The following is a 26,120-nucleotide window of genomic DNA, read 5'->3' on the forward strand; positions in this document are numbered from 1 at the left end:
TTTTTATTACGGTTTTAATCAATCGTAAATATTGATCACGCAGCCAATTAGCTTTGTCAAATACTGCAAGCTATTAAGCTTTTAAATTTTTTTACATTTTTACTATATGTGTCGGTCACTCCGCCAATGCATCACTCACAAGAATCCGTCTCAACGAAGGGTGGCCTAAACGGGGGTGGAATAAAACAGAGTTAATTTACCAGTGATAATTTAAGACTCAGGCAATATATTTCGCAGAGTTTCCCATGCTTGATCCGCGGACAAGGCCTCACTTCCGAAACCCATAGTTGCGATTACCATATCTTGATCCGGCAAAGTAAAACAAAATTGCCCACGGGCACCAGCGGCAAAATACATATTTTTAGGGGCGGCTTTCACTCGACCCGCATAATTTAGCCACCATAAGTAACCATAACCGGCGTTGAGATCTGAAGAGCTTATCGCATCACGAATATAGCTTTCGCTGACAAGTTGTTGGCCCGCCCAACGACCACCATTCAAATATAACTGACCGAGTCTTGCTAAGTCGCGACAAGACATTAATACCGAGCCGCCAATACGCACATTATCTTTTTTGTCGACGCCCTCTACCTGATAGCTAAAGTTTTCACAACCGAGAGGTGCGACAACATCTTCTAACATATAACGGTGACTGGATTTACCCACTGCCGCCGCAACAATATCCGCAAGATGATCTGCGGGAGCGCCGTCGTAAAAATATTGTTCGCCGGGTTGAATGCTAATACCGTAACCAGGCGGCGTGCCTTTTTCGGCTTCGTCATACCATTCGTATTCAGCTCCCGGCCCTGGTGGCGATTTATCGGCTAATTTTTTTGGTCGCACAGAACTCGGTTTCATGTTCATAGTGCCGCCGGAACTCATCGTCAATAAATGCTTAATGGTTGTTTCAGGTTTTAAACCCGAGATCTCAGCAGGATGGTATTGACTCGCTAGGTCATCGACGGACAATTTCCCTTGCGTAACGGCGCGGCCTACCATCGTAGAGCCCCAGGATTTCCCTGAAGAAAACGAAACGTTTTTCCATTCAGGTACCGCCTGGTGATATTCGTTTGCCCAATATTTTTCGAAGGCAAGCTTGCCATGGCGAATCACAACGAGCCCTTGTCGCTCGCCTCGCGAAGCCAATTGAGTCGCCGCAGATTCCAGCGCGTTGGATGACAAACCTACGGCGTTGGGATTGATATGCTGCCAAGCGCCTAAACCAGGACCTGAGTCTCCACTCAACCCAGCATCACCGGCAATACGCGAACACGCACTTGTTATCGTGGCGATACCAACAGCGGAAGTACCCGCTAAAAAATTTCGTCGATTTAGCATGATTAGCCTTCTTGGATTTAAACCATTGATCCGAAAAATTATTCCGCGATCACCTTATAAATATCGCCAGAAAACTTTGCGATATTAAAACCTCCTCCGATATCTAAACCGCGTCGTACGATGACTAAGTTTTCTTCGGGAATAATCATTGCGTATTGACCCAAGGCGCCGCCAGGACTGTAAGCTTTTTCCGGCAAGCCTTCTAAACCGTCATAAATCCAAAACTGTGCGCCATAGCCTGGGCGACCCGGAGAACCATAAGAACCAGGCTGCGCAGCGGCAAGTGTAGAAACATAATCAGACCAACCTTCGGGAAGAATTTGTTCGCCGTCCCACACACCATCATTCAAATACAACATACCGAAACGACCAAAATCCCGTACGGTACTCCAACATTGTCCAGAAGTAATAAAGTCTCCAAGCCAATCGGTTTCTAACACCGTTCGGGTCATACCCACTTTCCAAAGAAAATTTTCGTGTGGGTAGCTCACCCATTTTTTATCGTTATCAACTGCTTCGCGTAAAACCCGAGTTGACAAAATTGTATCGGAGCCGGCATACACGAAACGTTCGCCCGGTCGAGACGTGATAACATTTGGCATCGATACTTCTGAGGTAGGTGCACCGGAGCCGTAAATTTCACCCTGGGGATTACGACCTGCCTCAGTATAAAGTCCACTCGCCATTTGCAGCATATTATTCAAGGTAATTTCGCCACGAGGATCACTGCTTCGTTGCCACGCTTTTAACGGTGCTTTTTTATCTACATCTAACAAGCCTTTTTTTACACCAACACCGACCAAGGACACGCTGATACTTTTGCACATTGAATTTGTACGCGACGATGTATGCATACCCCAACCATCGGCGTAACGTTCAGCAATAATTTTTCCATCTTTGATAACAGCAACGCCCCACGTATTACCTTGGTATGCTCCCGCTTGATCTTTAAATGCTTCATTAAAAATTTCAGATATCGCTTCCGTTTTTTCGGCATTCAATGAAGCAGCAGCATTTGCGTCACCCATCGGCCAAGGTTTGTCATCATAGTTCGGAATTTTTACTGACTTTGGCATACGTGGTAAATGTTCAATCATTGCGGTCGTTGCCCCGATCGGCAACTGCGTACAACCCAAAGCCGGACGCCAAGCCGCGATACGAGGCTCCATATCATCGGCAAACTTTACACTGACGAATTTATTTTCTTGATCAATGATGGTTTCCATTCCCGATGAAGCTCGACCGCTCATGGTTTTATTCACCATTTCTTCGGACAAACCCGAGGTAAAAGTACCGGTACAAAGATGTAAGGCACGATAACCTGCGGCGCGCGCTGCAGAATGCCGGTCAGTGACTAACTTCGGTGCTGGTCTCGTTGTCGCCGCTGCTGGACGAGGTCCCGAAGCCGACTGCTGGGCCTGGGCGAGACCGGGTAAAACCAGTAAGGGTATCGTTGCCAGCAAGACCGACAAAATAGTTTTAGTAAAACATCCCGACGCTGGCTTAGATAAATAATTATTTTTCATTTTTTTCTCGTATTTTTTATTGAGTTGTTTTTTGCTAGCACTAACTTGCCATTGCTCGGCGATGTAAGGCATTGCCACCATCTTGTTGGCTTGGATAATTCACCATAAATTCTCGCTCAGATTTTTGTGGATCATTTTCAGCGTAACTCGGCACATCAAACATCATGGTATTGCGATTATTTAACTCGAAAGGCTGCCACGCGGGGATACTAGAATTATTGGGATCGCCCTTTTTCGCGAAGGCTATCCAAGCGTTTGCCATATTATTTACCATCGCCTTGGTAGCTTCAGTTTCCGGCCCGGTCATGTGTGCACCCGCAGCAACATTATCAAACACAAAAGGTAAATCTAAGGAGTGTTGCGATACTCTACGCCCGCCTTCAACTGGTTGCCGCCACATTAATTTGTACACGTAAGTATTGCCACTGCCGCCCGCCTTCACGCGCTGTTCCGCCATGATAGTTTGATCGCGGCCATAACCACGGGCGGAAACAATTTTGAAAAATACTTCGGAAGGATTCGCTTGCGGTCGAGAGGCTTTAAATATTTCGTAAGCTTGATCAACTTCATCATCAAGAACAAAACCTTTCAATCGCGCTTTAGCTTGGGCTTCATTCATATCGAAAATGCCTTCAATCCCACCCATCTGATTAGTCAGCTCAGTTTGGTTATGCCCTAACATCATCGGAAGATGGCTGGAAATTGTTGGCGCATCCGGCAGCCAAGGTTGAGTAACAAAGGTAGTGCCGTCGAGCATTGGGGAAAAGCGAGCGCCGGCGGCAGCAATAACTTTGCGCTGAACTTTCGTCAGCGTGGGAATGTCGATAGTTTGTAATTTTCGTGCATCTTTTTTTGCAATACCTAATTCTTTTAATAAATTTTCAGTGAGACCGTTGGCCCGCTCGACTGACTGCACTTTTAAATGCGAACCACTTTGCACAACACCTTTGTGGAATAGTCCTTTGGCAAATGGAGAAGCGTAACTCAAACTTACTTTACGACCACCACCGCTTTGACCGTAGATCATCACGTTATCGGGATCACCACCAAAGGCCGCGATATTTTCTTTTACCCACTTCATCGAAGCCACTAAATCTAAGAATCCCGCATTGCCAGATTGTTGAAAGTCTTCACCCAAGACGCCACCAAGATAACAGTGTCCAAACACATTAAGTCGATGATTAATTGTGGCAACGACAACATCACCCCGATGCGCAATATTAGTTCCCTCATAGAGAGCTTCTGAACCATTCCCTGCTTCAAAACCGCCCCCGTGAAACCACAACATAACCGGACGTTTTGCGTTATCGATGCCCGGCGTCCAAACATTAATACGCAAACAATCGTCGGTCATCGCTTCATCGGCGGCGAGTCGAGTTTGCGCTTGAGGAGATTGATCGCCGTAATTAAACGCATCTTGTACACCAGCCCAACTCGGCGGCGCCGTCGGCGGTAAGAAACGTTTTTCACCTGCCGTAGCTGCGCCGTAACGCATACCTTTAAAAACGTGAATACCGCGAGTATTGGTGAGACCCCGAACTTTTCCCTGCGCTGTTTCAACCACTGGTTGGTTTTGTGCCAAAGCCATGCGCGGCACTAATAAGCCGCTAGCAGTAAGACCTAAACCTCCACCAATAAATATTCTACGTTTCATTTTTTTCTCCATTATTTTTTTAAAAGCAACACGACTTTATTTGGGCAATTATTAAATTAGATTTTTTAAGGTCGACTCGTTGGGCCTGGCTCTGCGCCGTTGGGTGGTGAACGTAAGTTTTTTGCATAACCAAGGGACGGAAACATTTGAAAAATTGCAATACGTTGATGATTTTCATCTGTTCTTGCTGGCCAGCGAAAACCGTCCGCACACTCAATCGTTTTACTCGATAGGGGCGCTTTCGCAAAAGCCACCCAACAGGAATGAATTCGTGCCGCAACGGCTTCTTCGGTTTCTGTCATTTGTTCTCCGACACGACGATCAGCTTTTACGGTATCAAACACATACGGAATTTCTGCCGCATGTGGTGCGCCGTTGGGTTGTTCTTGGCGACGCCACTCAGGTACATAATCAAAAAAGTATTGCCAAACCGGTGCGCCATTTTGGGCGTGAGTTGCGACGAGTTGGGTACCACGTAAACGGTCTTCATCACTGTTTGTGCCGATAATCATGGGGACGTCTATTTCATTGCCTGCGGCAAAACTATCAAGAATGGATTGAGTTTTCACTTTGCCATCAAGAATAGTTCGCACACCACGACCGGCGCTACGATTCATAATGATGTCTTCGGCGGGGATTGCACGCATCTCCGCGACGCTAATATTTTCCGGGTAACCCAACGTTTTTAGCGCCGCCACACCCTGTTGCTCGGCCGCTTCTAAAGTCGTCGCTGGAGTCGGTAGTGAGCCGGTAGATTCTATGACGGCTTTATTAAACAAACCTTTCGCCATCGGCGAAGTTACAAGGTTTGCGGTAATTGTGGCGCCAGCGGACTCGCCAAAAACGGTTATATTTTCGGGGTCACCACCGAAGGCTTCCGCATTATTTTTTATCCAACGCAATGCCGCCATTGAATCTAGCAAATGGAAATTACCGAATGGATGGCCAAGAGCTTCTGCTTCTGCACTTAACGCCGGATGAGCAAAACCGCCCAGTGCACCCAAGCGATAATTAATGGTCACCAAGATGACCCCATCGCGTGCGAAGGCTTCACCGTTATAGGTCGCCACACTGCCCGCCCCCATTACGCCGCCACCACCAAAAATCCATAGCATAATGGGTGCATTCTTAGCCTTCACTGGCGCCCACACATTTAAATACAAACAGTCTTCATCACTGGGGCCAACTACACCCGCTCCATTATAGGAGCCATCGGCATTCGTTCTTTGCAAGCAAGGCAACGAATAATCCTTTGCCTCGCGAACCCCCTCCCACGCTATTGGCTGGGGCGGCATCCAACGTAAGTCACCGAGCGGCGGCTTAGCGAAGGGAACTCCCTTAAATACATTCACATTTGCGCTTGAAGCGTTGTCGCTGCCATTGGAGATTTTGATTTGCTCGCCTCGTAGCACACCGGAATCCGTGGTGAGTTTGATTGATTTCGCTGTAACGGATTCAGATACCAGGCTGCAGAAGATAAATGAGGCGACCATTATTAATACTGGAATCTTCATGAGAGCTCACTTATAGGTTTTTTCGTCGGAAGAGAGATTTATTATTATTTACATATTGTCGTCGATTTTTCGACTATAACATTTGAACAGCGTTCTGTTAAATGAAACAATGTTCAACATTACAAAAATTATTAGACACTCTGCTGGATATTTTTTCACCACTTCGGGGATTAATGATTGATGAACAACAAATCGAACACGATAAATAAAAACACTGGCACCATTAAACCAGTCACTCCGCAGGCAGAGCTTCTCAAGCATTCACGACTAGATTCGACATTACTAAAAGGCCTTAAGATTCTCGAATACCTCAATCAATCAGAAACAAGGCTGGGTGTTTCCAACCTAGCCTCCGCCTTTGATCTACCCAAGAGCAACGTACACAGAACACTCACGACCCTGGTCGAGGCAGGCTACGTTAAACAAGACGATGAAGGTTATTACTTTCCCAGCTTACGTATTTGGGAACAGGGTGTGAAAGTGATTTCACGCAATACGCTGCGCCGGGCAGCACTGCCTTTTATGCATCGGCTATATCAAGAAATGGGAGAAACAATAAATCTAATCACGCTCGACGGGAACGACTCACTTTATATTCACCAAATTTCTGCCAGTGTGCCGATTCGCACCAGCTCGACAGTTGGTGAACGTGCGCCAGCAATTCTTACGGTCTCCGGAAAAGTCATTTTATCCTTCCAACACAATTATGAAAAAAATGTTCGTGCAATTTATGCCGCACAAAAAAACCCTAAACCCCCATTCAAGCTCAGCGAACTACTCACTGAAATGAAAAACATCCGTGAAAATCATTACGGCATGTCGGCGAGTACTTGGCGTAAAGGAATTAACAGCTTGGCGGGATTAATAACCGGTGTCGACAATATGCCTATTGGGGCGATAGCTGTTGCCGGAGCGAAAGAACGATTTACTGAAGAAAAAATGCAATTAGCGATACCGAGCTTATTAAATACCTGTACCGAATTGAGCACAGCTTTGGGAGCACACTGAAAAAAATAAACATTCGCATACCCAAAACGCAAGTAAATTTATTTATTCAGATAAGACACCTTAAATAATTCACGACAACATATTTCGAGGATGACCAAAATGCGACGACGACATTTTTTAATGGGAGCAACCGCGCTCACAACGTCAACTTTATTTGGCCGAGTCGGTGCAGCGGAAGCAGATATTTTCCCCGTGGTTGAAACAGCAAACGGAAAATTGCGCGGCCAAGTCATTGGTGGTACTTCGGTTTTTAAAGGCATCAACTACGCAGCGGATAGCAGTGGAAGTAATCGCTTTATGGCACCACAGCCGGTTAAAAAATGGGGCGGCATTCAAGATGCTTTTGGTTTTGGTCAAATTGCACCGCAGATACCTGGTAACCGTCGACACGTCTATGCGGATTTAATTCTTAACGATGTGCAATCTGGCGGGATGGGTGAGGATTGTTTAACGCTAAATTTATGGACGCCGGAACCCAAAGCCGGTGGCAAACGTCCGGTCATCGTGCGCTTTCACGGCGGCGGATTTTACGGCGGCTCAAGCAACACTCCCGGCAATGATGGCTGGATGTTGTCACAACTCGGCGATTGCGTGGTGATTAACATTAATCACCGTCTCAGTTCTTTGGGTTTTCTATTTCTTGGCGACGAAGGCGATTTCGCCGATTCCGGCTCCGTCGGCATGCAAGATTTGGTGGCGTCGTTAAAATGGATAAAAGAAAATGTTGAACGCTTTGGCGGCGACCCTAATCGCGTAATGATATTCGGACAATCAGGTGGCGGCGCTAAAGTGAGTCACATGCTAGCGATGCCGAGTGCACAAGGCTTGTATCACAGCGCCGGTGTAATGAGCGGCTCACGCTTAACCGCTATGTCGCGAGAAGATGCAGAACAAGCGTCTGATCGCTTACTAAAAAAGCTCGGCGTTAATCGCAAAGAAATTAAAAGATTGCAAAACATTCCCTTTACCACTTTGCTCAATGCCCAAGCCGAAGTAGAAGCATCTGAACGTTCACGAGGTGAGGCGCCTCGCTCTTTTTCACCGGTTATGGGCGACACAATTCCGCGCGATCCTTTCAGCCCCAATGCGCCACCAGTATCAAAAGATATTCCTCTCGTTGTCAGCACTGTGCTCGATGAAAGAACCTATCGCGAACGTAATTTCGAAATGACCTGGGACGATGTAAAAGCAATGCTTAAGAAACGTGTTGGCAAAGATGCCGATGACGTATTGACGATGTATCGCAATGAAGATTCAGCGGCCAGTCCATTTATTATTAATGCGCGCATCATCACTGATGATAGCTTTAGAAAAAACGCACACATCATGTCGGATTTGAAAGCCGAACAAGCAGCGCGAGGTGGCGCGCCGGTTTATAAATATTTATGGACCGCGCCCAGCGCTGCCTTCGGAGGTCGCTACGGTGCAGTCCATGGTATCGATGTGTCTTACTCTATGTACGATATTCGTTTCCCTCTCGCTGGCCCCACCGCCGAGAATAAAAAATTAGCTGGACAAATTGCAAGCGCGTGGATTTCTCTTGCTCGCACCGGCAACCCGAATAATCCGAGCACTCCCACTTGGCCCGCTTACGACAAAAAAGATCGTAGCACTATGGTTTTTGGCCACCCTAGTTTCGCTGTCAACGATCCACGAAAAGAATTTCGTGAATATTGGGCAAAAGCATAAAAAAATATTTGAGAACTTACCATGAAAAACAAAACGACAAAAACCTCAAACGATAATATTAAAAACACTATTTCTATCGATAATGAATTTAATAGGCGAACGTTTATCAATAGCTCAATTAAAACTGGGTTGTCTGTTATGGCAGGGGGATTTCTATTATCAAATAGCAGATCGGCCCTTAGTGCGGAGATAAATGAAGCTAGCGATATATCGAAAAAAACTTGGGCTCAACAAAACTTACGTGGCGGCGAAGCATTTATCCTTCCCTCACTCAAGAAAAATTTGAAAACACTTGACGAAGAAGGCATTCGCCGCGACGTTAGGCATTCAATCGCGCAAGGTTTTTGTTCCATAATGCCCCTTCCCCTGGGCATAGACTCAAAGACTGAACAGCACATGCAAACTGTTATTGCTGACGAGGCGAAAGGAAAAATTTTAACTGTTGGAATAATTCGTCCCGGTTCGTGGCAAGAAAAGAAAAAATCGGTAAGGGAAATGGAGGGCCAGGGAGTTTCTCATGTGCTGATGTATTTTAATCCCGAGCTCGCAACACAAGAAGCCATGTATCGACAAATGCTTGAAATAATCAACAATACCTCTTTACGCATCGTGCTTTATGCAAAACCCAGCAACAATATTACTCACCTAGATCCAACAGGTATTCCACTCGACACTTTCGATAAACTTGCAAATCATGACAATGTGGTCGGCGTTAAATTTACTCAGACGTTGCGCCCTCTAACATGCTACGGCATTGCAGAAAGACTCGGCGACCGTTTGTTACTGGGCGTTGTTGATTTAGAAATTATGTTGGCCCTATCGGCAAAATACAAAATGCAATGGACTGGTCAGTGGGGCATCGACTCTTTGCAATCCCCAGAAACACCATGGGTCAATCAATTTCTTGATTTATTGCGCACCGGAAAAAACCAACAAGCTTACGAACTTTATTGGCGCTACGAACCCATTGCGAGCAATTTTTTTCGACTGCAAGAACCCTCTCTACGTATTGGCGGCCACCCGTGGTTGCATATTAAATATATGAAGTGGCTAACAGGTGGCAACGGCGGACTGCTAGCAGATCTAAATGAATCAACGGATTTTGTCCCCCATCTTGACCCACAAGGTCGTGCTCAATGCCGAGAAATTTTTCATCGCGTTGGAATAAAAATTGTTGATCTTCCTGACGATGCATTTGTGGTTGGCAATGCTGCTTACGAACGCGGCGTGCGACCAAAAGATTTACCAGCATTACCGCAATACGTCGCATAGTTTTTAAAATTAAACTAGAAAATCGTGAGCGTATTGTATTTTCCGTGCTGGCTAATTTTTTCTTCAATCTTTTATAAAAGAGACTAAAATCGGCAAAAGTTTCAGTTGAACTAGTCTTATACTCTTTACAAGCAACGCTAGCTTTAGGTAGACACCCCAAACCTACAAAACCTTTAATTACCTTTCTATACCTTAATAATTTTAGGAATTGTTACAAATTCGCAGAGCCAGTGTTAATCTCCCCTGCCGCTTAATTATGCCCATGAGCAGTGACAACGAACCAAGAATAATAACCGGGCAATAGTCACCGCCTGTCTATTGCCTACCAACAGAAAAACGGAAACATTGTATGACGCCAAGCGTCCAATTAATTACGCCTTGGTCATTAAGGAGACAACTGATGAAAACACCTTTTCCAAAATGCACTTTCGCTGCCCAAAACATTGCGTTGATAGTGGCAACAATTTTAATTAGTGCCAGCCCGGTGCAAGCACAAAAACTCTATGGCGATTACAAGGTTCCGAAAACTGGATTTAACCAACCTGATCTACAAGGCTTTTGGACGAACGCTACGTTAACCCCAGTGTCTCGACCACGGGATGTCACAACTGCCGTATACACAGAAGAGGAAGTGGCAAAAATAGAAAATCGCGCTGACATCATGGAGCAAGAAGCTAATCGAGCCACTGACCCCGACGCACCCGCTGAATTTCGCGCAGAAACCACTTTCGAGCGTTCGGCGGCAAGTCGCGCAGGTGGTGGTGATGTCGGCGGCTATAACCGCTTTTGGTTAGACCCCGGCAATTCAGTGATGCGTGTTGGTGGTGAACCCAGAACCTCTTTGTTAACTACGCCAGATGGCAGATACCCAGCGCGCCTTGACGGCTCCACGCCAAGCCGTCGTTTTTTTAGAGGTAATCGGCCTGCTGGCTACATTGGCTACGAAACGCGGGGCTTGAATGATCGCTGCATTAAAAGTTTTGGTCGTAACGCAGAACCTCCAATGTTTGCCAATGGCTTCTACAACAACAACTACCAAATTGTACAGACGCCAGAGAATATTGTGATTTTGGTGGAGATGATCCACGAAACGCGCATTATCCGCATGAATAGCGAACACCGTACCGATGGCATTCGACCCTGGCTGGGTGATTCAATCGGTTGGTGGGAAGGCGATACTTTGGTTGTTGAAACGACCAATATGCCAGCGCGATTACAGTACAGTGGATCTTGGGAGAACTTAACGGTAACCGAGCGATTTACCCGTGTCTCTGACGAGCGCTTACACTACGGATTTACCATCGAAGACCCAACAATGTGGGAGAAACCATGGGGTGGTGAATATGAATTTTCCGCGCTAGATCAACCGATTTATGAATACGCTTGTCACGAAGGAAACTACGCTCTTCCTGGAATTTTGAATGGTTTACTGAGAGCGGCCGACGAGTAAACTCGAAAAATAACTAAGCGTAAATATTTACAGGGGTGCTAATAGCACCCCTTTTGATTTATCTACCACCCTTCCAGATAAAGCTAAGTACTCCGAACAATTTTCCCTGCCTCTTTACCTGTTTTGTGACCAAAATTATTCATGAGTTGCTCTTTCTCTCTGGGTCCAACTTTCAGTCTCCTTTCATTGTGCATTTCGCAGATTAACCTGTAGATTTTCTTTCTGGTTTGCAATACGCTTGGACTGTTTTGAAAAACACGCCTAGAAAGCTAATTCTAATAATAATCTTGGGTTTCAGATCAGTTTACTCGCTCTGTACAATAACCTTCTCTTTTGTCCAGCGGCATCGTATTAAAAAAAACAGCATCAGATTCCCGATAATAAATATCAACTTATATACAGGTGAACCCCATGTCTAAATTTAACCTCCGAATTCCCGCAGCATTTTTTGTTGCCGCGTTTTTGGCAGCATGTAGTAATGAATCTAGTGATTCAGTAGAAAGCGAATCCACCGCTAATGCAGCAATTAGCGAAACTGCCAGCGAAACAAGCAGTGCAGCCGAAGCAATAACTGATGTAGTACAAACCCAACAAGGAGCCGTACGCGGTGAAACCGTCACTGAAATTGGTTTATCGGCGCAAATTTTTCGTGGCATTCCATACGCGGCGGCACCGATTGGGGAATTGCGCTGGAAAGCACCACAAGCACCAGCATCCTGGGAAGGCATACGCGACGCCATCGAATGGCCCAACCGTTGTCCGCAGGGGGAAAGTAGCATGGGCGCAGGTGGTCCGATCTCTGAAGACTGTCTACACGTCAACGTCGTTACTGCCGCAAAATCCGCTGGTGACAACCTACCCGTAATGGTTTTCTTTCACGGCGGTGGTTTAACATCCGGTACAGGTAATTCAACAACCTATAACCACCCAATGCTTCCAAATAAGGGTGTTGTACTCGTCACCGTCAACAGCCGCCTTGGACCTATTGGTTACTTAGCACATACAGCACTTACTGAAGAATCCGAATTTGGTTCCGGTAATTACGGCACCCTTGATTTAAAAGCGTCTTTGGATTGGGTTAAAGCCAACATCAAAGCCTTTGGTGGTGATCCAGATAATGTCACCATTTTCGGCGAGTCCGGCGGCGGTACTAAAACCATTTCACAAATGGCGACACCTTTAGCCAGAGACCTTTTCCACCGCGCCATTGTTGAAAGCGGTTCTGCATTAGTTTCTCCACAACGCGTTACGATGCTTGAAGATGCCGAAGCAATTGGCGACAAATTAGTTGCCAAGCTTGGTTTAGAAAACGCTGAAGATGTTGCATCTGCCCTTCGCGAAGTTAGCTGGGAAGATATTATCGCCGCTGCTTCCAGTGAAGAAGTAGGATTCCGCGCGAACGTTGTTGTCGACGGCCATGTTATTCCCAAACCCGTTAGCGATATTTTTAGTGAAGGCTTGCAAGCAAAAGTTCCTCTTATCGTCGGTGCGAATGAAGGTGAAAGAAGCTTGCAAACCAGTGTTCCTTTGATGGCAAATTTGCACAGCAAAACCGGATCACCAAACACTTATACCTATAACTTCACACAATTACCAAAAGGCTGGCGAGAAGAAGAAGGTTGTGTCGCCTTCCACGGTCTCGAATTAACTTACGTATTCGGTGCAGTTCCACTAGGCTTATCATCACGCACCACACAATTTTTAGCAGCGGGCGGTGGTTGTTCAGTAGCAGTGCCAGAACATGATGATGAAGATATGAAAGTTGCAGAACAAGCTGCAACGGTGTGGGCACAGTTTGCGAGAACCGGCGACCCAAGTGTTGAAGGTTTGATTGAATGGCCAGCGTACACTGAAGAAAATAGTAATTACCTCGATATCAGTGCGCCTTTAACTGCAAAAACAGGAATCGAAGATTCTTATGTAGCCCCCCCACCCAGAGGAGAGTAATAAAAATTAGGCCGCAAAAGAAAAGCCCCCGATCTTTTTTAAAGGCCGGGGGCTTTTTTATTTTATGCTTCAACTCGATCATTGTTACGCGTAAACGAATTATATGAACAAATATTTTTTCATACTTTCTATCGCATTTGCACCGCGTTTTGACCGCGTTTCTTATTTTTCACAACAAGAATAAAACGCATCAGATACTTAATAGCTAGCACATAAATTAAGTGATAAAAAATGTTTGATCACTGAATTTCTCAATCGCGAATCACAAACTAGAAAATAAATAGCAAATTTTCGAATTAATCAAAAATATTTTTAGCAAATACTTTCAATACTACGACAACTGCTCATTACATATCTGCAACAATCTTTCTCGCAACCAAAGATTAGAAGGATCACTATCTGCACTACGATGCCAATATAAATGCCAATCGAGATCATCCACTTCGAAAGGTAAAGGCGCAATATGTAATTGCAGGTGTTGCGCGAGTGCTTTCGGCACTGTCCACAGTTGGTCGCTCGTTGCAACAATTCGCGCTGCAATAAGATAATGGACAACGCGTAGAACAATCCGCCTTGAAAGCTGCAACTTATCTAAAGCAATATCAACCTGCCCTCGCCCCCGCCGCCGACTGGATACATGAACGTGAGTTGCATTGAGATATTTTTCCATTGTCAATTCACCATTCGCTAAAGGGTGATCATGTCGCATCACGCAAAAATAAGGCTGGCTTACCAGGGGTACCTGATTTAATTGCGAACTTTTCGTCAAAGGAATATCGATGACCAAATCGAGTTGTCCGGTTGCGAGTTCTGCCGATGCCTCATTTCTCGCTACATTAAAACTACTGATGTTAGATAAAGGTGCCTCCTCTTCTAAAAGTTTCAGCAAGTGCGGAAGCAATAAAGCCTCGCCAAGATCATTCACACTTAAACGATAAGTACGTCGTGACTGCTCTGGTTCAAATTTTCGCAAAGCATCTACGCTCTTTCCTAGTAGTTGTAAGGCTTCATGCACTGTCGGCATAACACCGTCAAGCACTGGGGTCGGCACCATACCTTGGGGCGTTCGCACAAAAAGCGGATCATCCAAGGCACTTCGCAAGCGAGACAATGCATTACTTATAGCTGGTTGAGTGAGGTGCAGCGTATCCGCTGCACGCGTGAGGTTCCGCTCACTGTAAACCGCATCGAGTACACGAAATAAATTTAGATCAATCTTATCCAGTCTCATAATTCACCCCTTCAACCTCGTTATTCAAACTCTGAATGTTATCTTATTATGTAAATTGATTTCAATGATACCTTGGTATTCTCTATGATGGATATGTCGTAAAAATAATGATTTGGTGACAAAGCCGAATCGACAAGTGGCCGAATAAAGACCAGGCGACGGGGATGCCGGATGCAAAGCCTTCAGGAAACATTAAGCATCCCGCAAACAAATGTAAGTTCGTTAACACAAGCCCCATAACAATAAATATTAAAAATTTTACAGTTAAACCTAACATTTAAAGTCAATTAAAAAGTTTTCAACTTGTTTTTATTGCAAGCAATTTTTTTGCTTGGGATCAATCACGTCAGTAGGAAGTAGTTCGTTATAAAAAATAAATAAAATCTAGCAGTCGGAGACGCTCCATGAAAAATATAGTTTTCAATAAATTGTCATTAGCTGTTGCTGTATCAAGTTTATCGTTCGTTTCACCCGCCTATGTTTTAGCACAAGATCAAGTCGAAGAAATTGTTGTCACCGGCACCAAAATTAGTGGTGTTCCAAAAAACGGACAATTGCCAGTAGACGTTTATACCAGTGAAGATTTGGCAAAAATTGGATCGCCTTCACCGGTGCAATTTGCCAAGTCTTTAAGTATTCAAGGCAACACGAGTGGAGAAAACAGTTACTTAACCGGAGCCGGCGCGTCGACGCAATTTAATCTTCGGGCCCTGGGAAATGCTAGAACCTTGACCTTGCTGAATGGCTTGCGAACTAATCCGGACATAAATGCCAGCCCACAACTTGCCATGAATCGACTGGACATTTTACGAGAGGGTGCAGCGGCACTTTATGGAGCAAGCGCAGTCGGTGGTGTTGTTAACGCCTTAACCTTAGATCATTACGAAGGTTTTAAAATTACCACCGAGTACAATCACATTGCTGATGCAGACGCTGAATATAATCTCGGTTTTCTCTGGGGAATTGGTGGCGAAGACTTAAATTTTTATACCTCGGTTGAACATGAATCGCGACCAGAAATTGATGCGAGAGACCGACCTTACACACTTCTACCCTATTCGGTAAATTCAACCAGCTCTGCACCGTTTGGGAACCCCGGTACTTTTCGGATAATGTCTCGCGACGCGTCAGGAAATTATGGTTTGCTTGGATCTCCGAGCGCATCATTCAACGGCCCGACGATTATTCCCGATTTCGATGAACAATCATGTGAAGATCCTGGAGGAGCGTATCGAGGATTGTTTGCATCCGGCTTTGCTATTCCTGTTTGTAGCTGGAACTACACTGATTTTATTACGGTACAGGCACAGCAAGATTTTACTCGCAGTTACAGCCAACTATCCGGCAGCCTTGGAAACGATGTTGATTTTTCTGTGTCGTTAAATTTATTTAAATCGCTGATGCCGGAAAGCCGTCGCTCGCCTGTATATGCCGTATCTATTGGTCCAGGCGGCTATGCCGTTAACAGAGGCGCTACGGATCAGTGGACCGTCCCCGGTTCAAACCCCTACGTTCAAGACTTTCTAGCACAAAGCGGCGTCGATCTTAATACATACGGTGGTATTGATCCCAACGACCCATCGAGCTACGGCTTCTCAGCAGTGTGGTGGTTGCCCTATGGTTTAAACGGCAACGAAGCAAGTAGTGTTAGAGCGAAAAACGGAGCCGCCGCTTCGCGAATTGAACAAAACACACAACAACTCGGTTTTAACTTCAATGGCAATATCGCAGATACCTCCATGAGCTGGGATGCCTCTGCCGGCTATAGAAAATCGACCCTGGATACGACCGGCCCGACAGAATTTGGCTTCCGAATTCAGGAAGCGCTCAATGGATTCGGTGGCCCGAATTGTAACGCGCCTGATTTAGTACCTTATGTAGAAGGTGATTACTCGACTTTCGGTACACAAAACTCAGCGCTCGCAGGGCAAGGCGACTGCATGTACTTCAATCCTTTTGCCTCAGCATGGGCAAGCGGCGCTATAAATGGCGCCAACAATCCACGATTTGTAGCCGGAAATGAAAACCCCGTTGAACTGAGTAATTGGTTATTTGATAGAGCACCTCAAAAATCCACAACCAAAGTGACAGAGCTGAACCTTGGCATGGACGGAGAAATGCCCTTCGGTTTTCCCGTCGCGAACATTTCTTGGGCTGCTGGTTATCAATATTTAAAAACCGATTTTAGTCGAAAAGAAGGGAGTCCATTTCGTGTTGATGCAGGCCCCAACACCTTACAACCCTGCGCTTGGCCAGAACAACAGGTAGGGGAAATCGGGTGTCCTGGATTGGAAGGCCCATACATGTATACAACCCTAAATGAAAACGTAAGTGGCAGAACCCAAACCAGTAACGCAATATTCTCTGAGTTTGCGATCCCCGTGACATCCAATTTAGATTTTAATCTCGCCGCACGATACGAAGAATATGATTCAGGTATCGATACTACGGTATGGAAGTTTGCATCGCGATGGCAAGCGACTGACTGGATGGCTCTTCGCGCATCCTACGGAACTAACTTCGCACAGCCCGACCCATCTATCGTTCCTGGCGACACAACGAATTTCGTTGCCAGTATTGATCGTGCCGACGGCCGCTGGATTGGAATAGATATCATTACAGCTAGCTCACTCGAACCAGAAACTGCCGATGTTTGGGACGTTGGATTGCTATTTGACTTTTCAATTGGCGAAGGTGACATGTCGATTTATTTAGATTATTTCGATATCACTATTAACGATGAAGTTGCGACGATTAATGCCGATGCGATTGTGAATCAAGTCGTCTCAGCTGCCGGCGCGGTTGATTGTAGTCATCAATTAGCCGGGCTTATTTCTTGGATCGGAGGTAGTTGTACTGCTGGTTTAAGTGGCCAAGATATCGGAAGCGTCACAACATTCAGAACTAATCGCCCTGGTCGTCAAGTTGCTGGATTCGATTTTGATTTGACCTACAATTTTAATACACCTTTCACACCTGGTCAGTTTACGCTGGGATTGCGATCAACTATTACCACCAGGTATGAGCAAGATTCGTTTACCTATCAAGGCATCGAATTTGAATCCCCCGTTGACGGGAATGGTTTTCTGAACGAAGGCTTTAGCTTAGAGCCCAACTCAAAAAAACGCGGTACATTATTTCTCAACTACAACCAAGATCGCCATAATTTTCGTGTCGATTATGTTTACCGTTCCGGTGTTAAGGACCGTCGACCACAACAAAGAGACTTAAGCATTCAGGGTTTTTCACCAGTAACAGGTTTCGACATCCCTGCACCGGAAAATACTTTCGCACAAAATATCGATAGTTTCGGCATCGTAAATATGTTTTACACGATGGAAGCATCCGAACAATTAACTCTTCGCGCGGGTGTCGACAATGTCACAGACAAGGAACCACCTCAAGCGCGGACATTCATGAACTATTTACAGTTGCAAGCGAGCGCCCGCGGTCGGGTGTTCCAACTCGGCCTAACTTACGAGTTTTAATTTATAACGTCTCCTGTAGTACCCCTTCATGCCGGGCTTTTGCCCGGCTTTTTTTGGAGGCTCGGACCTTAAAAACTTTATTTTTAAATGTATAACCATAAAAAACTAATATTTTAAAATTTTGTCAATGGAAATTCCCTATGTCGCTTTCTATTTTTAGCAAGAATTTATCTTTTATATTACTTTCACTTATTCTCGCGAATTTAGTCTTCGCGGCATCAAACAATGATTGGTCGCCACCAAAAACGTCTGAAGGTTATCCTGATTTGCAAGGCTATTGGGACACTGCCACATTAACGCCGTTCCAAAGACCTACGGAATTGGGTGATAAGCTCGTCTACACAGAAAAAGAAGTACGCCAAATTGAACAAGGTGAAGCACAAGAGCTAGAAAAATTTAATCAGGCCACCGACCCGAGCTTCACCATCGAAGATTTACCCAAAGACTGTGGCCGCGGATTCGTCGGAGTGAGTTGTGGCTACAATCACTTTTGGATAGACCCCGGTACAAAGGTAATGGTAGTCGACGGAGAGCCGCGCACTTCAATGATAACGGATCCTAAAAATGGTCAACCGCCATCACTAACGCCGACAGCACAAGAACGTCGCCGTTCAATGTTTGCTAGTCGTCGCAACGGCGCCAACGCAGGACCTGAATCGCGTTCTTTAGGTGAACGCTGCATCATGTCCTTTGGGTCAAGCGCTGGTCCTCCGATGTTACCCCAGCTTTACAATAACCATTATCAAATTGTACAAAACGAAAACTCAGTAATGATTCTTGCTGAAATGGTTCACGACGTTCGCATCATACGAATTGATGACAAACACAACCCTAAAGCCGTACAACGCTGGATGGGTGATTCGATCGGTCACTACGAAGGCAATTCATTAATAATTGAAACTGTGAACCTGCGTCCAGAGCAAGGGTTTCGCGGCGCCGGTGCCAACGCGAAATACACCGAACGTTTAACTCGCGTCGGCCCAAACACAATTAAATATGAATTTAAAATTGACGATGCGGAAAGCTTTACTCAAGCTTCTTGGGGTGGTGAGCTAATCTTTAACAAATCAGATCAGCAGGTCTATGAGTATGCCTGCCACGAAGGCAATTATGCCCTCCCCGGAATATTAAAAGGTGCACGCCTTCAAGAGCAAAACGAACCAACCAATGAACAGTAATTACCGATTATTGGTTGTTTCATGCTTAAACATTGAATCTGAGAAGACCTAGGTAAACAAATCTGGCTTACGTTATTCTAAGTGCCTTCAACAGCCATAATAAAGTTTACCTTTGACAGTCCTTCGCGTAATTTTTTTGCCTCTTGATACTCGTCGGAATACCAAAATTTTTTCAACTCGTCCATAGAGCTAAAGGTTTCTATCGTTACATTTTCATGTGGCCATGAACCTTCTAAAACGAGAGGTTTCTGCGAAGGAGCGATTACGTTAATCCCGGCCGTTTGGGCTAGAGGGCCTGCTGCTTCTCGATAAGGTGCATAGTCCTCACTGGTAACGCCTGGTATACGGTCGGCACTAACAATAAGATAAGCCAACTTAGTTTTATCTGGGTTGGCTTGCGAACCTTCTTGGGCAACGACGAAAGAAATTGAAGCACCGAATAGAATGCCAACAGTTAACGTAATAATATGGGGCATTATTTTTTTCATACTAACCACTTCCTAGAAAAATACTTATGATGAAAGATAAAAACTAATGAACTTCAATGGCATTTATTAATTTTTTTATTCGCCTAATCTTTGGCTTGTAATTATTCATCGATGACCGGGCGACATATCAAAACCAAAATAAATCGTTTTCGATTTCATGATTCTTGAATCAATCGTAATCCATAACCACAATCAAAAACCATAGCCACTTTAACTTCCAAGCAAAAGAAAATCTCACAAATATCTTATTCAGGGCGAAACAACCAACTGCCCCATCATGCCAACTTCAGCATGATCCAGGATATGACAATGATACATCCACGTCCCCGGACGCTCGTCGAAATGTACTGCCAGCCTCACTTCGCTTTTTACTGGAATATCTATTGTGTCTTTCCACTCAGGTACAAGATTTTCGTCTAACACTTGAAAATAATAGCCATGCAAGTGAAACGGATGATTGAAGTCTGTATTGTTCCGCACAGTCCATATTTGCGTTTCACCTAGCTTCACCTGTATAGGTTCCACTTCCCAAAAAGGTTTGCCGTTAATACCCATTTCAAGTGGCTTACCTTCGGGCTGACTAACAGTTAAATCAATCAGCAATTCTTTCGCCTTACTTATATCAATAGGAGCAATACTACGTAAGTTCGTTGGAATTTTTTCCGCTATCACTTCCGGTTGATTAACGGTTTCGATATGCATCATCTTTACATCCGGACGATTAAACGCCGTACCCCAACCCCGATCAATCGCATGCCAGTATAAAGTCGCAAGCGTTCCAGGTTCATCACTAGGAGTGAACACAAAATCCGCCCGCTCGGATGGAACAATTTTTATTTCTTTAAGCGCTTCCGATTTTTCAGCGAGCCCATTGTCACCACCCAATTTTGTTAGCACAGCATCATCGTGACGGATTGAATAGTAACGGGCGCGGGCGGCATTAATCACCCGCCAACGTTGTTGCTTACCTTTTCTTACTTTTAGTGTTGGCATCACCTTACCATTCACCAATAACACTTCACCTTCTCGGCCCAGTAAATTGGCAATGTCGCCTCCTTGATCGGCGGGAACTAATTCACCATTTTCCCTAACACTCATATCGGAAAGTATCACTACCAGCTCATCACCAAAAATTTCGGGGTCGTTCGGATCTTCAATTACGATGGGGCCATACATGCCCCAACCAACTTGTGCCGCAGTATTAATATGTGGGTGATACCAAAATGTCCCCGCGTCTTTGACGATAAATTCGTAAGTAAATTTTTCGCCTGGGGAAATAGAATCTTGAGTAACATTAGGAACCCCATCCATATTGTTCGGCACTCGTATTCCGTGCCAATGTATACTCGTCGCTTCTGGTAGTTTATTTTTAAAATGAATAATCACCTTGTCACCCACTTTCGCTTTTATAAGCGGGCCTGGTAACGATCCGTTATACGTCCAAACCGGCGTCTTGGTACCCGGTACTATTTCCATTTTTTTAATTTTGGCTTCGATATTTATCTCAAGAATATTGGGGTCTGGGTTTAAATCTTTTGGAATGGTTAACGCGAGGTCATCATCCCAGCCTTTTGGCTGTTCGACTTGGGACGCACGAAGGGGGTCTTGGCGCGTATCCTCAAGTGACTGAATTGGGTTTTCCGTAACGCAAGCCGTGATGAGTAAGACCAGCAAGAAGACAAACCATTTTTGTTTTGATTGCACAGAAGGAGCCTTGTCGAATGAATTTTTATTTTTCTCAAACGGGAAGTGAGAACTGATTTATTTTGGGACTGAGATATCCCGATAAATTAACATTACAGAAAAGTCCACCTCAGCCTGATGATTCTATAAGGAAATATCAAAGTAAATGATGTGTTAAATCAAGCATTAAAACCTTTTCTTACCTTATTTTTAAACAGATACTTTTTGGCCAATAAAAATCATTTCCATATAAAATCTTTTGAGAACAAATCTGGACATTGAAGCACAATGGCGGAGTGTAGCTCAGACCCAAAAATGATTGTGGCGAATCGCCATGACGGCTCTCAAAAAGGGTAAGCGATTACAGGAAATTAAAAAAGCCCCGTTGATTTCTCAACAGGGCTTTCATATAAAACCTAACAATTTTGTCGTCTACACGGACGTATTGTGCACAGAAATCTCAGGAACAGTTTTTTGTCACATGTGGCCCGCTGTAGCCAACGCTCAATTAAAATTAAACCAATTGGGCACGCACAGCTCTCGTTGACAAGAGCAATGCGCCATCCCAATAAAACATTTCAATTAGAACTGGTATCTAACACTTGCACCAAAAACCCTAGGGTCAAGCAAAGTTACGTTTCTCGCCAATCCAAGGCCCTGCCCACTTAAAGCGTAGCCAACGACAGTGTCATCATCGTTGAGTACATTTTTGGCAAACAGCTGAAAGCCTAGACCGCTATCGACATTCTGCATATCGAATACCAGATTGGCGTTCTTCCAAGCCCTCAACTCGTAATCTTCCCCATTAAAAAAGCTCGTATAAGAATCGTCTTTCCAGCTGTAATCAGCTCTTAAGGTTGCATCCCAATCACCCATTGCGAAGGTGTACGCGGCACTTAAGCTGTATGACAAGGGAGGTGAGTTGGGCAGTTCGTTGCCTTCAAGTGGCGTTGGGTTGCCCGCACTGGGAACAATGTCAACTCCTAATGCATCTCCTCGGGTAGTACCGGCCATATACCCTCCCTCACAAATATCGTTACCCGCACCTGTCGTGTTATTTGCTAGGGTAGTTGGGTTTGCAAAGGCAAGGTTTGTTCCTGCATTAATCGCCTGAATTAATGGCTCTAACGCAGCGGTCGATACAACGCAGCCGGTTTGTGGAGTGACTAGGTAAGTAAGTCCAGCTTGGCCTTGGATACGATCAAAAGGATCAATAGAACTACCTTTAAGAATCTCAGATTCTTGCAAACCGATGTTTGCGGTCAACAATAAATTGTTGATCGGCTCAAGTGCGAGTTCAAGCTCTAAACCGTAAACTTCCGCATCAACGTTGGTATTACGCGCAGAGAACTGCTCAACAAAAGATACTTGATAGTCTTTGTAATCGTAAAAGAAAGCAGTAGCGTTAAATTGGAAACGACCGTCATAGAATAGATTTTTAGTACCCACTTCAAATGAGGTCACAGTTTCTGGATCGTAAGCGCTAAACGTTGCGCTACTTGAAGGGTCGTCTGGTGAATTGAAACCGCCAGATTTGTAACCCGTCGCTACAGAAGCATATATCAATGAGTTTTCTGTTGGGCTCCAATCTAATACCAAACGGCCCGTCCATTCATCAAAATCTGCTTCTTGAGTCCTGATAGACGCAGAACCAGTAGCAGGATGCCCTGCAGTACCAGTTCCATTCGCGCCTTCAGAAATAAAAAGTAGAACGGGAACGGAATCAGTAACTTTTTCGTCCTCTGTATAACGGAAACCGGCAGTGAGGCGAACGGTATCGTCTAAATCAAAATACGCTTCACCAAATAGGGCTTGTGATTTCAACTCGTAAGGAGTTTTAGCAACAAAGTATTGGTGACCATCATAGTCAGAATCTCTTGGGTCAGGACTGGGGTCAAAGTAGTAAAGGGGCACACCAAAGTTTGGAATACCTACAGTCTGATTGACAAAATCAGCGAAGATAGTTGTAGAGTTCGTGGAAATAAAAAGTATATTTTCCCGCTCCAAATCGTAATAGAAGCCTCCCAAGCTAAAATTAAAGGCCCCGTCAAAATCTGATTGTAAGCGAATCTCGGTAGAAAACTGTTCGGTGTAGTTGTCTGTAGTCGTCAAGGTACGAATACCCGTCGCAGGCCCACCCTGTACATCAGTAAAAATTCCGCCGGGTGTAAAAGCAGTATTGCCAAAACCGATTGCAGCTTCTTGGCTTCCTGTTCGAGTATCTAGCTTATCTTCCTCCCAACCGAGCAACACATTAAGCTGTAAAGTATCACTTAGATAGAATTGGGAATCCAAACTGACGAAATCAGTTTCAGCGATATACTCAGGATCGATGTAGTAAGTAGCGTCTCTAGGATCTGTCGAGCGCGCCTGACCAGCGAATACGTCGCCCGGCACTAAGCCTGGAACCGCACCACCGGCAGATAAAGCGTAGGCATAACGCCCACCAAACGTCGCGACACTATTGAAGTTATCAAAGGCTTGGTCACCGTATACCGAGCCTTGGGCACAACCGCGCGACAGAAATAGTTGTGACGCTGGATCAACAGCTGTTGAACCAATGGTCGTTGGGCCCGGGTCGTTTATACAGCGATTATTGGTGCCACCGTTACGCGTAGAATCTTCTTCTGAATGCTGCCACATAAAAGTAAATTGCATATCCTCAGTTGGTGCGAAGATCGCTGAGACACGAGTCGACCATTCATCACGACCGTCTACGTCGTTACCCGTATCAACATTTTTCGTATAACCATCTCGATCAAAATAGATTCCAGAAAATCGGAAAGCTAGGGAATCGTTGACGGGCAAATTGAAGTGGCCAGACAGTTTTGTAGAGTTCGGGTCGGCAAGCTCAAACAATACTGAGCCTGACAGGTCATTGCCCGGCTTCGCCCATAAATAGTTAACGACGCCGCCGGTAGCATTTCGGCCGTAAAGTGTCCCTTGAGGGCCACGAAGTACTTCTACCCGCTCCAAATCGTAAATTTCTCTGCCCGCACTTTGGACCACAATAGGAATATTATTAATGTGTACGCCAACTCCATTATCGCCAGTCGTGCCACCCACAGCCGCACCTACTCCTCGAATTGAAAAGTCGATACCACCACCACCGGTGTAGCTAAGATTAGGTACGTAGTTTTGCAAGTCGATACCAGATTCAATTTTCTTGACACTTAGATCTTCCGATGAAAAAGCCGACAATGCGATTGGAACTGTTTGTGCCGTTTCCTCCCGCCGTTGTGCGGTTACGACAATTTCCTCCAATGCCCCAACCTGTTCTTGAGAATAGGCCGACTGAAACGGTGTAGTAGCAAAGGTGCTAAGCAATGCTGCCTTAAGACAAAATTTAGTAGATATCCTGGACATAAGTCCTCCATAAGGATTTTTCGATTTTAAGGTAGAGGTATGAAAGAAGGTAAATGTTGTTTTATTTACACCATTCTCGTTGCTAGTAAATTCGAGATAGATAGGATTACGAACGACCGAATTATAGTTTCGGTCCAACTTACAGTCAATTAAGTAATTTCGAGCGAAGTATTTTACTTTTCCAAAGTAAACTCATCAGTCAAATTGGTTGTTTAATCAGCGCGGCTTTAAAAACTCAGCAGTCTCAGCGACCTTTCCGAAATCCAAACTTAGCACTTTATTTTAAAAGGATGATAGTTCGTGCTCGATTGACATGTTCTTGACAAAATAAATTAGCATCAAACAATCGCGGTAATCACCATATTTAATCAAGCGTTAGGTCTCTTCTTTAGGCTTATCCTATCGAACGTTTGGTAACACCCTTGTTTGTCTTACCTATCTGCACTTAAAAAAACCGTCGCACTAAACCCAGACTTCCTTTAAAAAAATGATTCTACACTCATTTCTAAACATTTCTTTGTGTTAAGTCAAAACTAGCATTTCTGCGTTATATAAAGAGCGAAAATACTCCATCAAGTTAACGAGAGACACATTTATTGTAACTCATCAAATTTTTTCGTATAGAACTGAAACCATTAAAAACCAATAGCGACATCAGTATCTTTTTTTCGCATGATAGTTTTATTAAAAAAATAATTAAAAACCTTTATTTTCACAAAGACCACTTCCACACCAAGCAAAAAACAAAAGAGGCCTCACTGGGTTAACAAAATCTATAAAACACTGTAATACCAAAAATTTATAGCTAGCCAGATCCCGCTCCGTCTCTAACCCACACAAATCGGAAGTACCTTTTGAGGAAAAACTTAGGTACAAACTTACAACTAAAGAAGCCCTGGTTAATTCCATCGCTATAGATTTTAATTTAAAACCTGACAAATTTAGCAAAACAAAATTTAAGTGCCACGTTTTTCATAAGAACCAGCTGCTCAAAGAGCATCATGCCTTTCAATACAAGGATTTTGGAATTCAGATACCGCTGAGCAAGTATTCGATTCCCCACAAAAAAAACCCAGTTGCTTTCACAACTGGGGTTTTCTAGTTAAAAGCCTGACAATGACCTACAGTGATTCGGCCCGTCCCGGGCCTCACCCTTCGGGCTGCTTCGCAGTCCAAATGTGTTCCTGACAAATTTGTCACATGGGGCCCGTTGTAGTGACACTACGTCAAACACAGACATTAAATACAAAAAAGGCCCCCTGTAATAAACAGGGGGCCTTTTTTGTAT

General features: G+C 44.7%; 15 protein-coding genes. 7 read left to right on the forward strand and 8 right to left on the reverse strand.

Annotated elements, in window-relative coordinates; translation table 11 throughout:
* Window positions 1-210 precede the first annotated feature (210 nt).
* From ACYUCY_RS11650 to ACYUCY_RS11665, 4 genes are all read right to left on the reverse strand, one after another.
* The gene (locus tag ACYUCY_RS11650; protein WP_460226660.1) at window positions 211-1,338 is read right to left on the reverse strand and encodes a serine hydrolase domain-containing protein; all 1,128 of its coding nucleotides are present in this window, start codon (window positions 1,336-1,338) and stop codon (window positions 211-213) included.
* 38 nt (window positions 1,339-1,376) lie between these two features.
* Window positions 1,377-2,936 carry a serine hydrolase domain-containing protein gene (locus ACYUCY_RS11655; RefSeq protein ID WP_460226661.1) on the reverse strand — a complete coding sequence of 520 codons (1,560 nt, stop codon included), beginning with the start codon at window positions 2,934-2,936 and terminating at the stop codon, window positions 1,377-1,379.
* Window positions 2,905-4,518, reverse strand: a complete 1,614-nt coding sequence (locus tag ACYUCY_RS11660) for a carboxylesterase/lipase family protein (RefSeq protein WP_460226662.1) — start codon at window positions 4,516-4,518, stop codon at window positions 2,905-2,907. The genes ACYUCY_RS11655 and ACYUCY_RS11660 overlap by 32 nt, the downstream gene beginning before the upstream one ends.
* 65 nt (window positions 4,519-4,583) lie before the next feature.
* Window positions 4,584-6,032: a carboxylesterase/lipase family protein gene (locus ACYUCY_RS11665; RefSeq protein WP_460226663.1), complete on the reverse strand. Its 1,449-nt coding sequence runs from the start codon at window positions 6,030-6,032 to the stop codon at window positions 4,584-4,586.
* 180 nt (window positions 6,033-6,212) lie between these two features.
* On the opposite strand from ACYUCY_RS11665, the gene ACYUCY_RS11670 reads away from it, so the two are divergent.
* The 5 genes from ACYUCY_RS11670 to ACYUCY_RS11690 all read left to right on the forward strand — a co-directional run bounded on the left by ACYUCY_RS11670 (window position 6,213) and on the right by ACYUCY_RS11690 (window position 13,398).
* Window positions 6,213-7,040, forward strand: coding sequence for an IclR family transcriptional regulator (locus ACYUCY_RS11670; protein ID WP_460226664.1), 828 nt, complete (start codon window positions 6,213-6,215; stop codon window positions 7,038-7,040).
* 99 nt (window positions 7,041-7,139) lie between these two features.
* Window positions 7,140-8,729: a carboxylesterase/lipase family protein gene (locus ACYUCY_RS11675; RefSeq protein WP_460226665.1), complete on the forward strand. Its 1,590-nt coding sequence runs from the start codon at window positions 7,140-7,142 to the stop codon at window positions 8,727-8,729.
* Between the two features lie 21 nt (window positions 8,730-8,750).
* Complete coding sequence (locus ACYUCY_RS11680; RefSeq protein ID WP_460226666.1) at window positions 8,751-10,001, forward strand: dihydrodipicolinate synthase family protein; 1,251 nt, start codon at window positions 8,751-8,753, stop codon at window positions 9,999-10,001.
* 400 nt (window positions 10,002-10,401) lie between these two features.
* On the forward strand, window positions 10,402-11,451 hold the full coding sequence (locus ACYUCY_RS11685) for a hypothetical protein (protein ID WP_460226667.1): 1,050 nt from the start codon (window positions 10,402-10,404) through the stop codon (window positions 11,449-11,451).
* A gap of 411 nt (window positions 11,452-11,862) precedes the next feature.
* The gene (locus ACYUCY_RS11690; RefSeq protein ID WP_460226668.1) at window positions 11,863-13,398 is read left to right on the forward strand and encodes a carboxylesterase/lipase family protein; all 1,536 of its coding nucleotides are present in this window, start codon (window positions 11,863-11,865) and stop codon (window positions 13,396-13,398) included.
* Between the two features lie 331 nt (window positions 13,399-13,729).
* Here ACYUCY_RS11690 and ACYUCY_RS11695 read toward each other — a convergent pair whose 3' ends face one another.
* Window positions 13,730-14,629 carry a LysR family transcriptional regulator gene (locus ACYUCY_RS11695; RefSeq protein ID WP_460226669.1) on the reverse strand — a complete coding sequence of 300 codons (900 nt, stop codon included), beginning with the start codon at window positions 14,627-14,629 and terminating at the stop codon, window positions 13,730-13,732.
* 404 nt (window positions 14,630-15,033) lie between these two features.
* Between ACYUCY_RS11695 and ACYUCY_RS11700 the strand changes: the two genes are divergently transcribed.
* Together ACYUCY_RS11700 and ACYUCY_RS11705 are read left to right on the forward strand one after the other, a co-directional pair.
* A complete protein-coding gene (locus tag ACYUCY_RS11700) occupies window positions 15,034-18,117 on the forward strand; it encodes a TonB-dependent receptor (RefSeq protein ID WP_460226670.1) in 3,084 nt (1,027 codons plus the stop codon).
* A 140-nt stretch (window positions 18,118-18,257) separates the two neighbouring features.
* Entirely contained in the window at window positions 18,258-19,295 is a 1,038-nt protein-coding gene (locus ACYUCY_RS11705; RefSeq protein ID WP_460226671.1) for a hypothetical protein, read from the forward strand.
* A gap of 77 nt (window positions 19,296-19,372) precedes the next feature.
* On the opposite strand, the gene ACYUCY_RS11710 is transcribed toward ACYUCY_RS11705, so the two are convergent.
* The 3 genes from ACYUCY_RS11710 to ACYUCY_RS11720 form a co-directional block, all read right to left on the reverse strand.
* Window positions 19,373-19,783, reverse strand: coding sequence for a DUF1330 domain-containing protein (locus tag ACYUCY_RS11710; protein WP_460226672.1), 411 nt, complete (start codon window positions 19,781-19,783; stop codon window positions 19,373-19,375).
* Window positions 19,784-20,032: 249 nt separating this feature from the next.
* Window positions 20,033-21,487, reverse strand: a complete 1,455-nt coding sequence (locus ACYUCY_RS11715) for a multicopper oxidase family protein (protein ID WP_460226673.1) — start codon at window positions 21,485-21,487, stop codon at window positions 20,033-20,035.
* A 561-nt stretch (window positions 21,488-22,048) separates the two neighbouring features.
* Window positions 22,049-24,832, reverse strand: coding sequence for a TonB-dependent receptor (locus ACYUCY_RS11720; protein WP_460226674.1), 2,784 nt, complete (start codon window positions 24,830-24,832; stop codon window positions 22,049-22,051).
* Between the last annotated feature and the right edge of the window lie 1,288 nt (window positions 24,833-26,120).

The sequence above is a fragment of the Aurantivibrio infirmus genome (assembly GCF_054767315.1).

Excerpts from the sequence above, each read along its gene's own strand:
- ACYUCY_RS11670 (WP_460226664.1), top strand. The coding sequence starts at position 6,213 with ATGAACAACAAATCGAACACGATAAATAAAAACACTGGCACCATTAAA.
- ACYUCY_RS11660 (WP_460226662.1), bottom strand. The coding sequence starts at position 4,518 with ATGAAACGTAGAATATTTATTGGTGGAGGTTTAGGTCTTACTGCTAGC.
- ACYUCY_RS11685 (WP_460226667.1), top strand. The coding sequence starts at position 10,402 with ATGAAAACACCTTTTCCAAAATGCACTTTCGCTGCCCAAAACATTGCG.
- ACYUCY_RS11700 (WP_460226670.1), top strand. The coding sequence starts at position 15,034 with ATGAAAAATATAGTTTTCAATAAATTGTCATTAGCTGTTGCTGTATCA.
- ACYUCY_RS11710 (WP_460226672.1), bottom strand. The coding sequence starts at position 19,783 with ATGAAAAAAATAATGCCCCATATTATTACGTTAACTGTTGGCATTCTA.
- ACYUCY_RS11675 (WP_460226665.1), top strand. The coding sequence starts at position 7,140 with ATGCGACGACGACATTTTTTAATGGGAGCAACCGCGCTCACAACGTCA.
- ACYUCY_RS11650 (WP_460226660.1), bottom strand. The coding sequence starts at position 1,338 with ATGCTAAATCGACGAAATTTTTTAGCGGGTACTTCCGCTGTTGGTATC.
- ACYUCY_RS11705 (WP_460226671.1), top strand. The coding sequence starts at position 18,258 with ATGTCGCTTTCTATTTTTAGCAAGAATTTATCTTTTATATTACTTTCA.
- ACYUCY_RS11690 (WP_460226668.1), top strand. The coding sequence starts at position 11,863 with ATGTCTAAATTTAACCTCCGAATTCCCGCAGCATTTTTTGTTGCCGCG.
- ACYUCY_RS11665 (WP_460226663.1), bottom strand. The coding sequence starts at position 6,032 with ATGAAGATTCCAGTATTAATAATGGTCGCCTCATTTATCTTCTGCAGC.
- ACYUCY_RS11680 (WP_460226666.1), top strand. The coding sequence starts at position 8,751 with ATGAAAAACAAAACGACAAAAACCTCAAACGATAATATTAAAAACACT.
- ACYUCY_RS11720 (WP_460226674.1), bottom strand. The coding sequence starts at position 24,832 with ATGTCCAGGATATCTACTAAATTTTGTCTTAAGGCAGCATTGCTTAGC.
- ACYUCY_RS11695 (WP_460226669.1), bottom strand. The coding sequence starts at position 14,629 with ATGAGACTGGATAAGATTGATCTAAATTTATTTCGTGTACTCGATGCG.
- ACYUCY_RS11655 (WP_460226661.1), bottom strand. The coding sequence starts at position 2,936 with ATGCCTTACATCGCCGAGCAATGGCAAGTTAGTGCTAGCAAAAAACAA.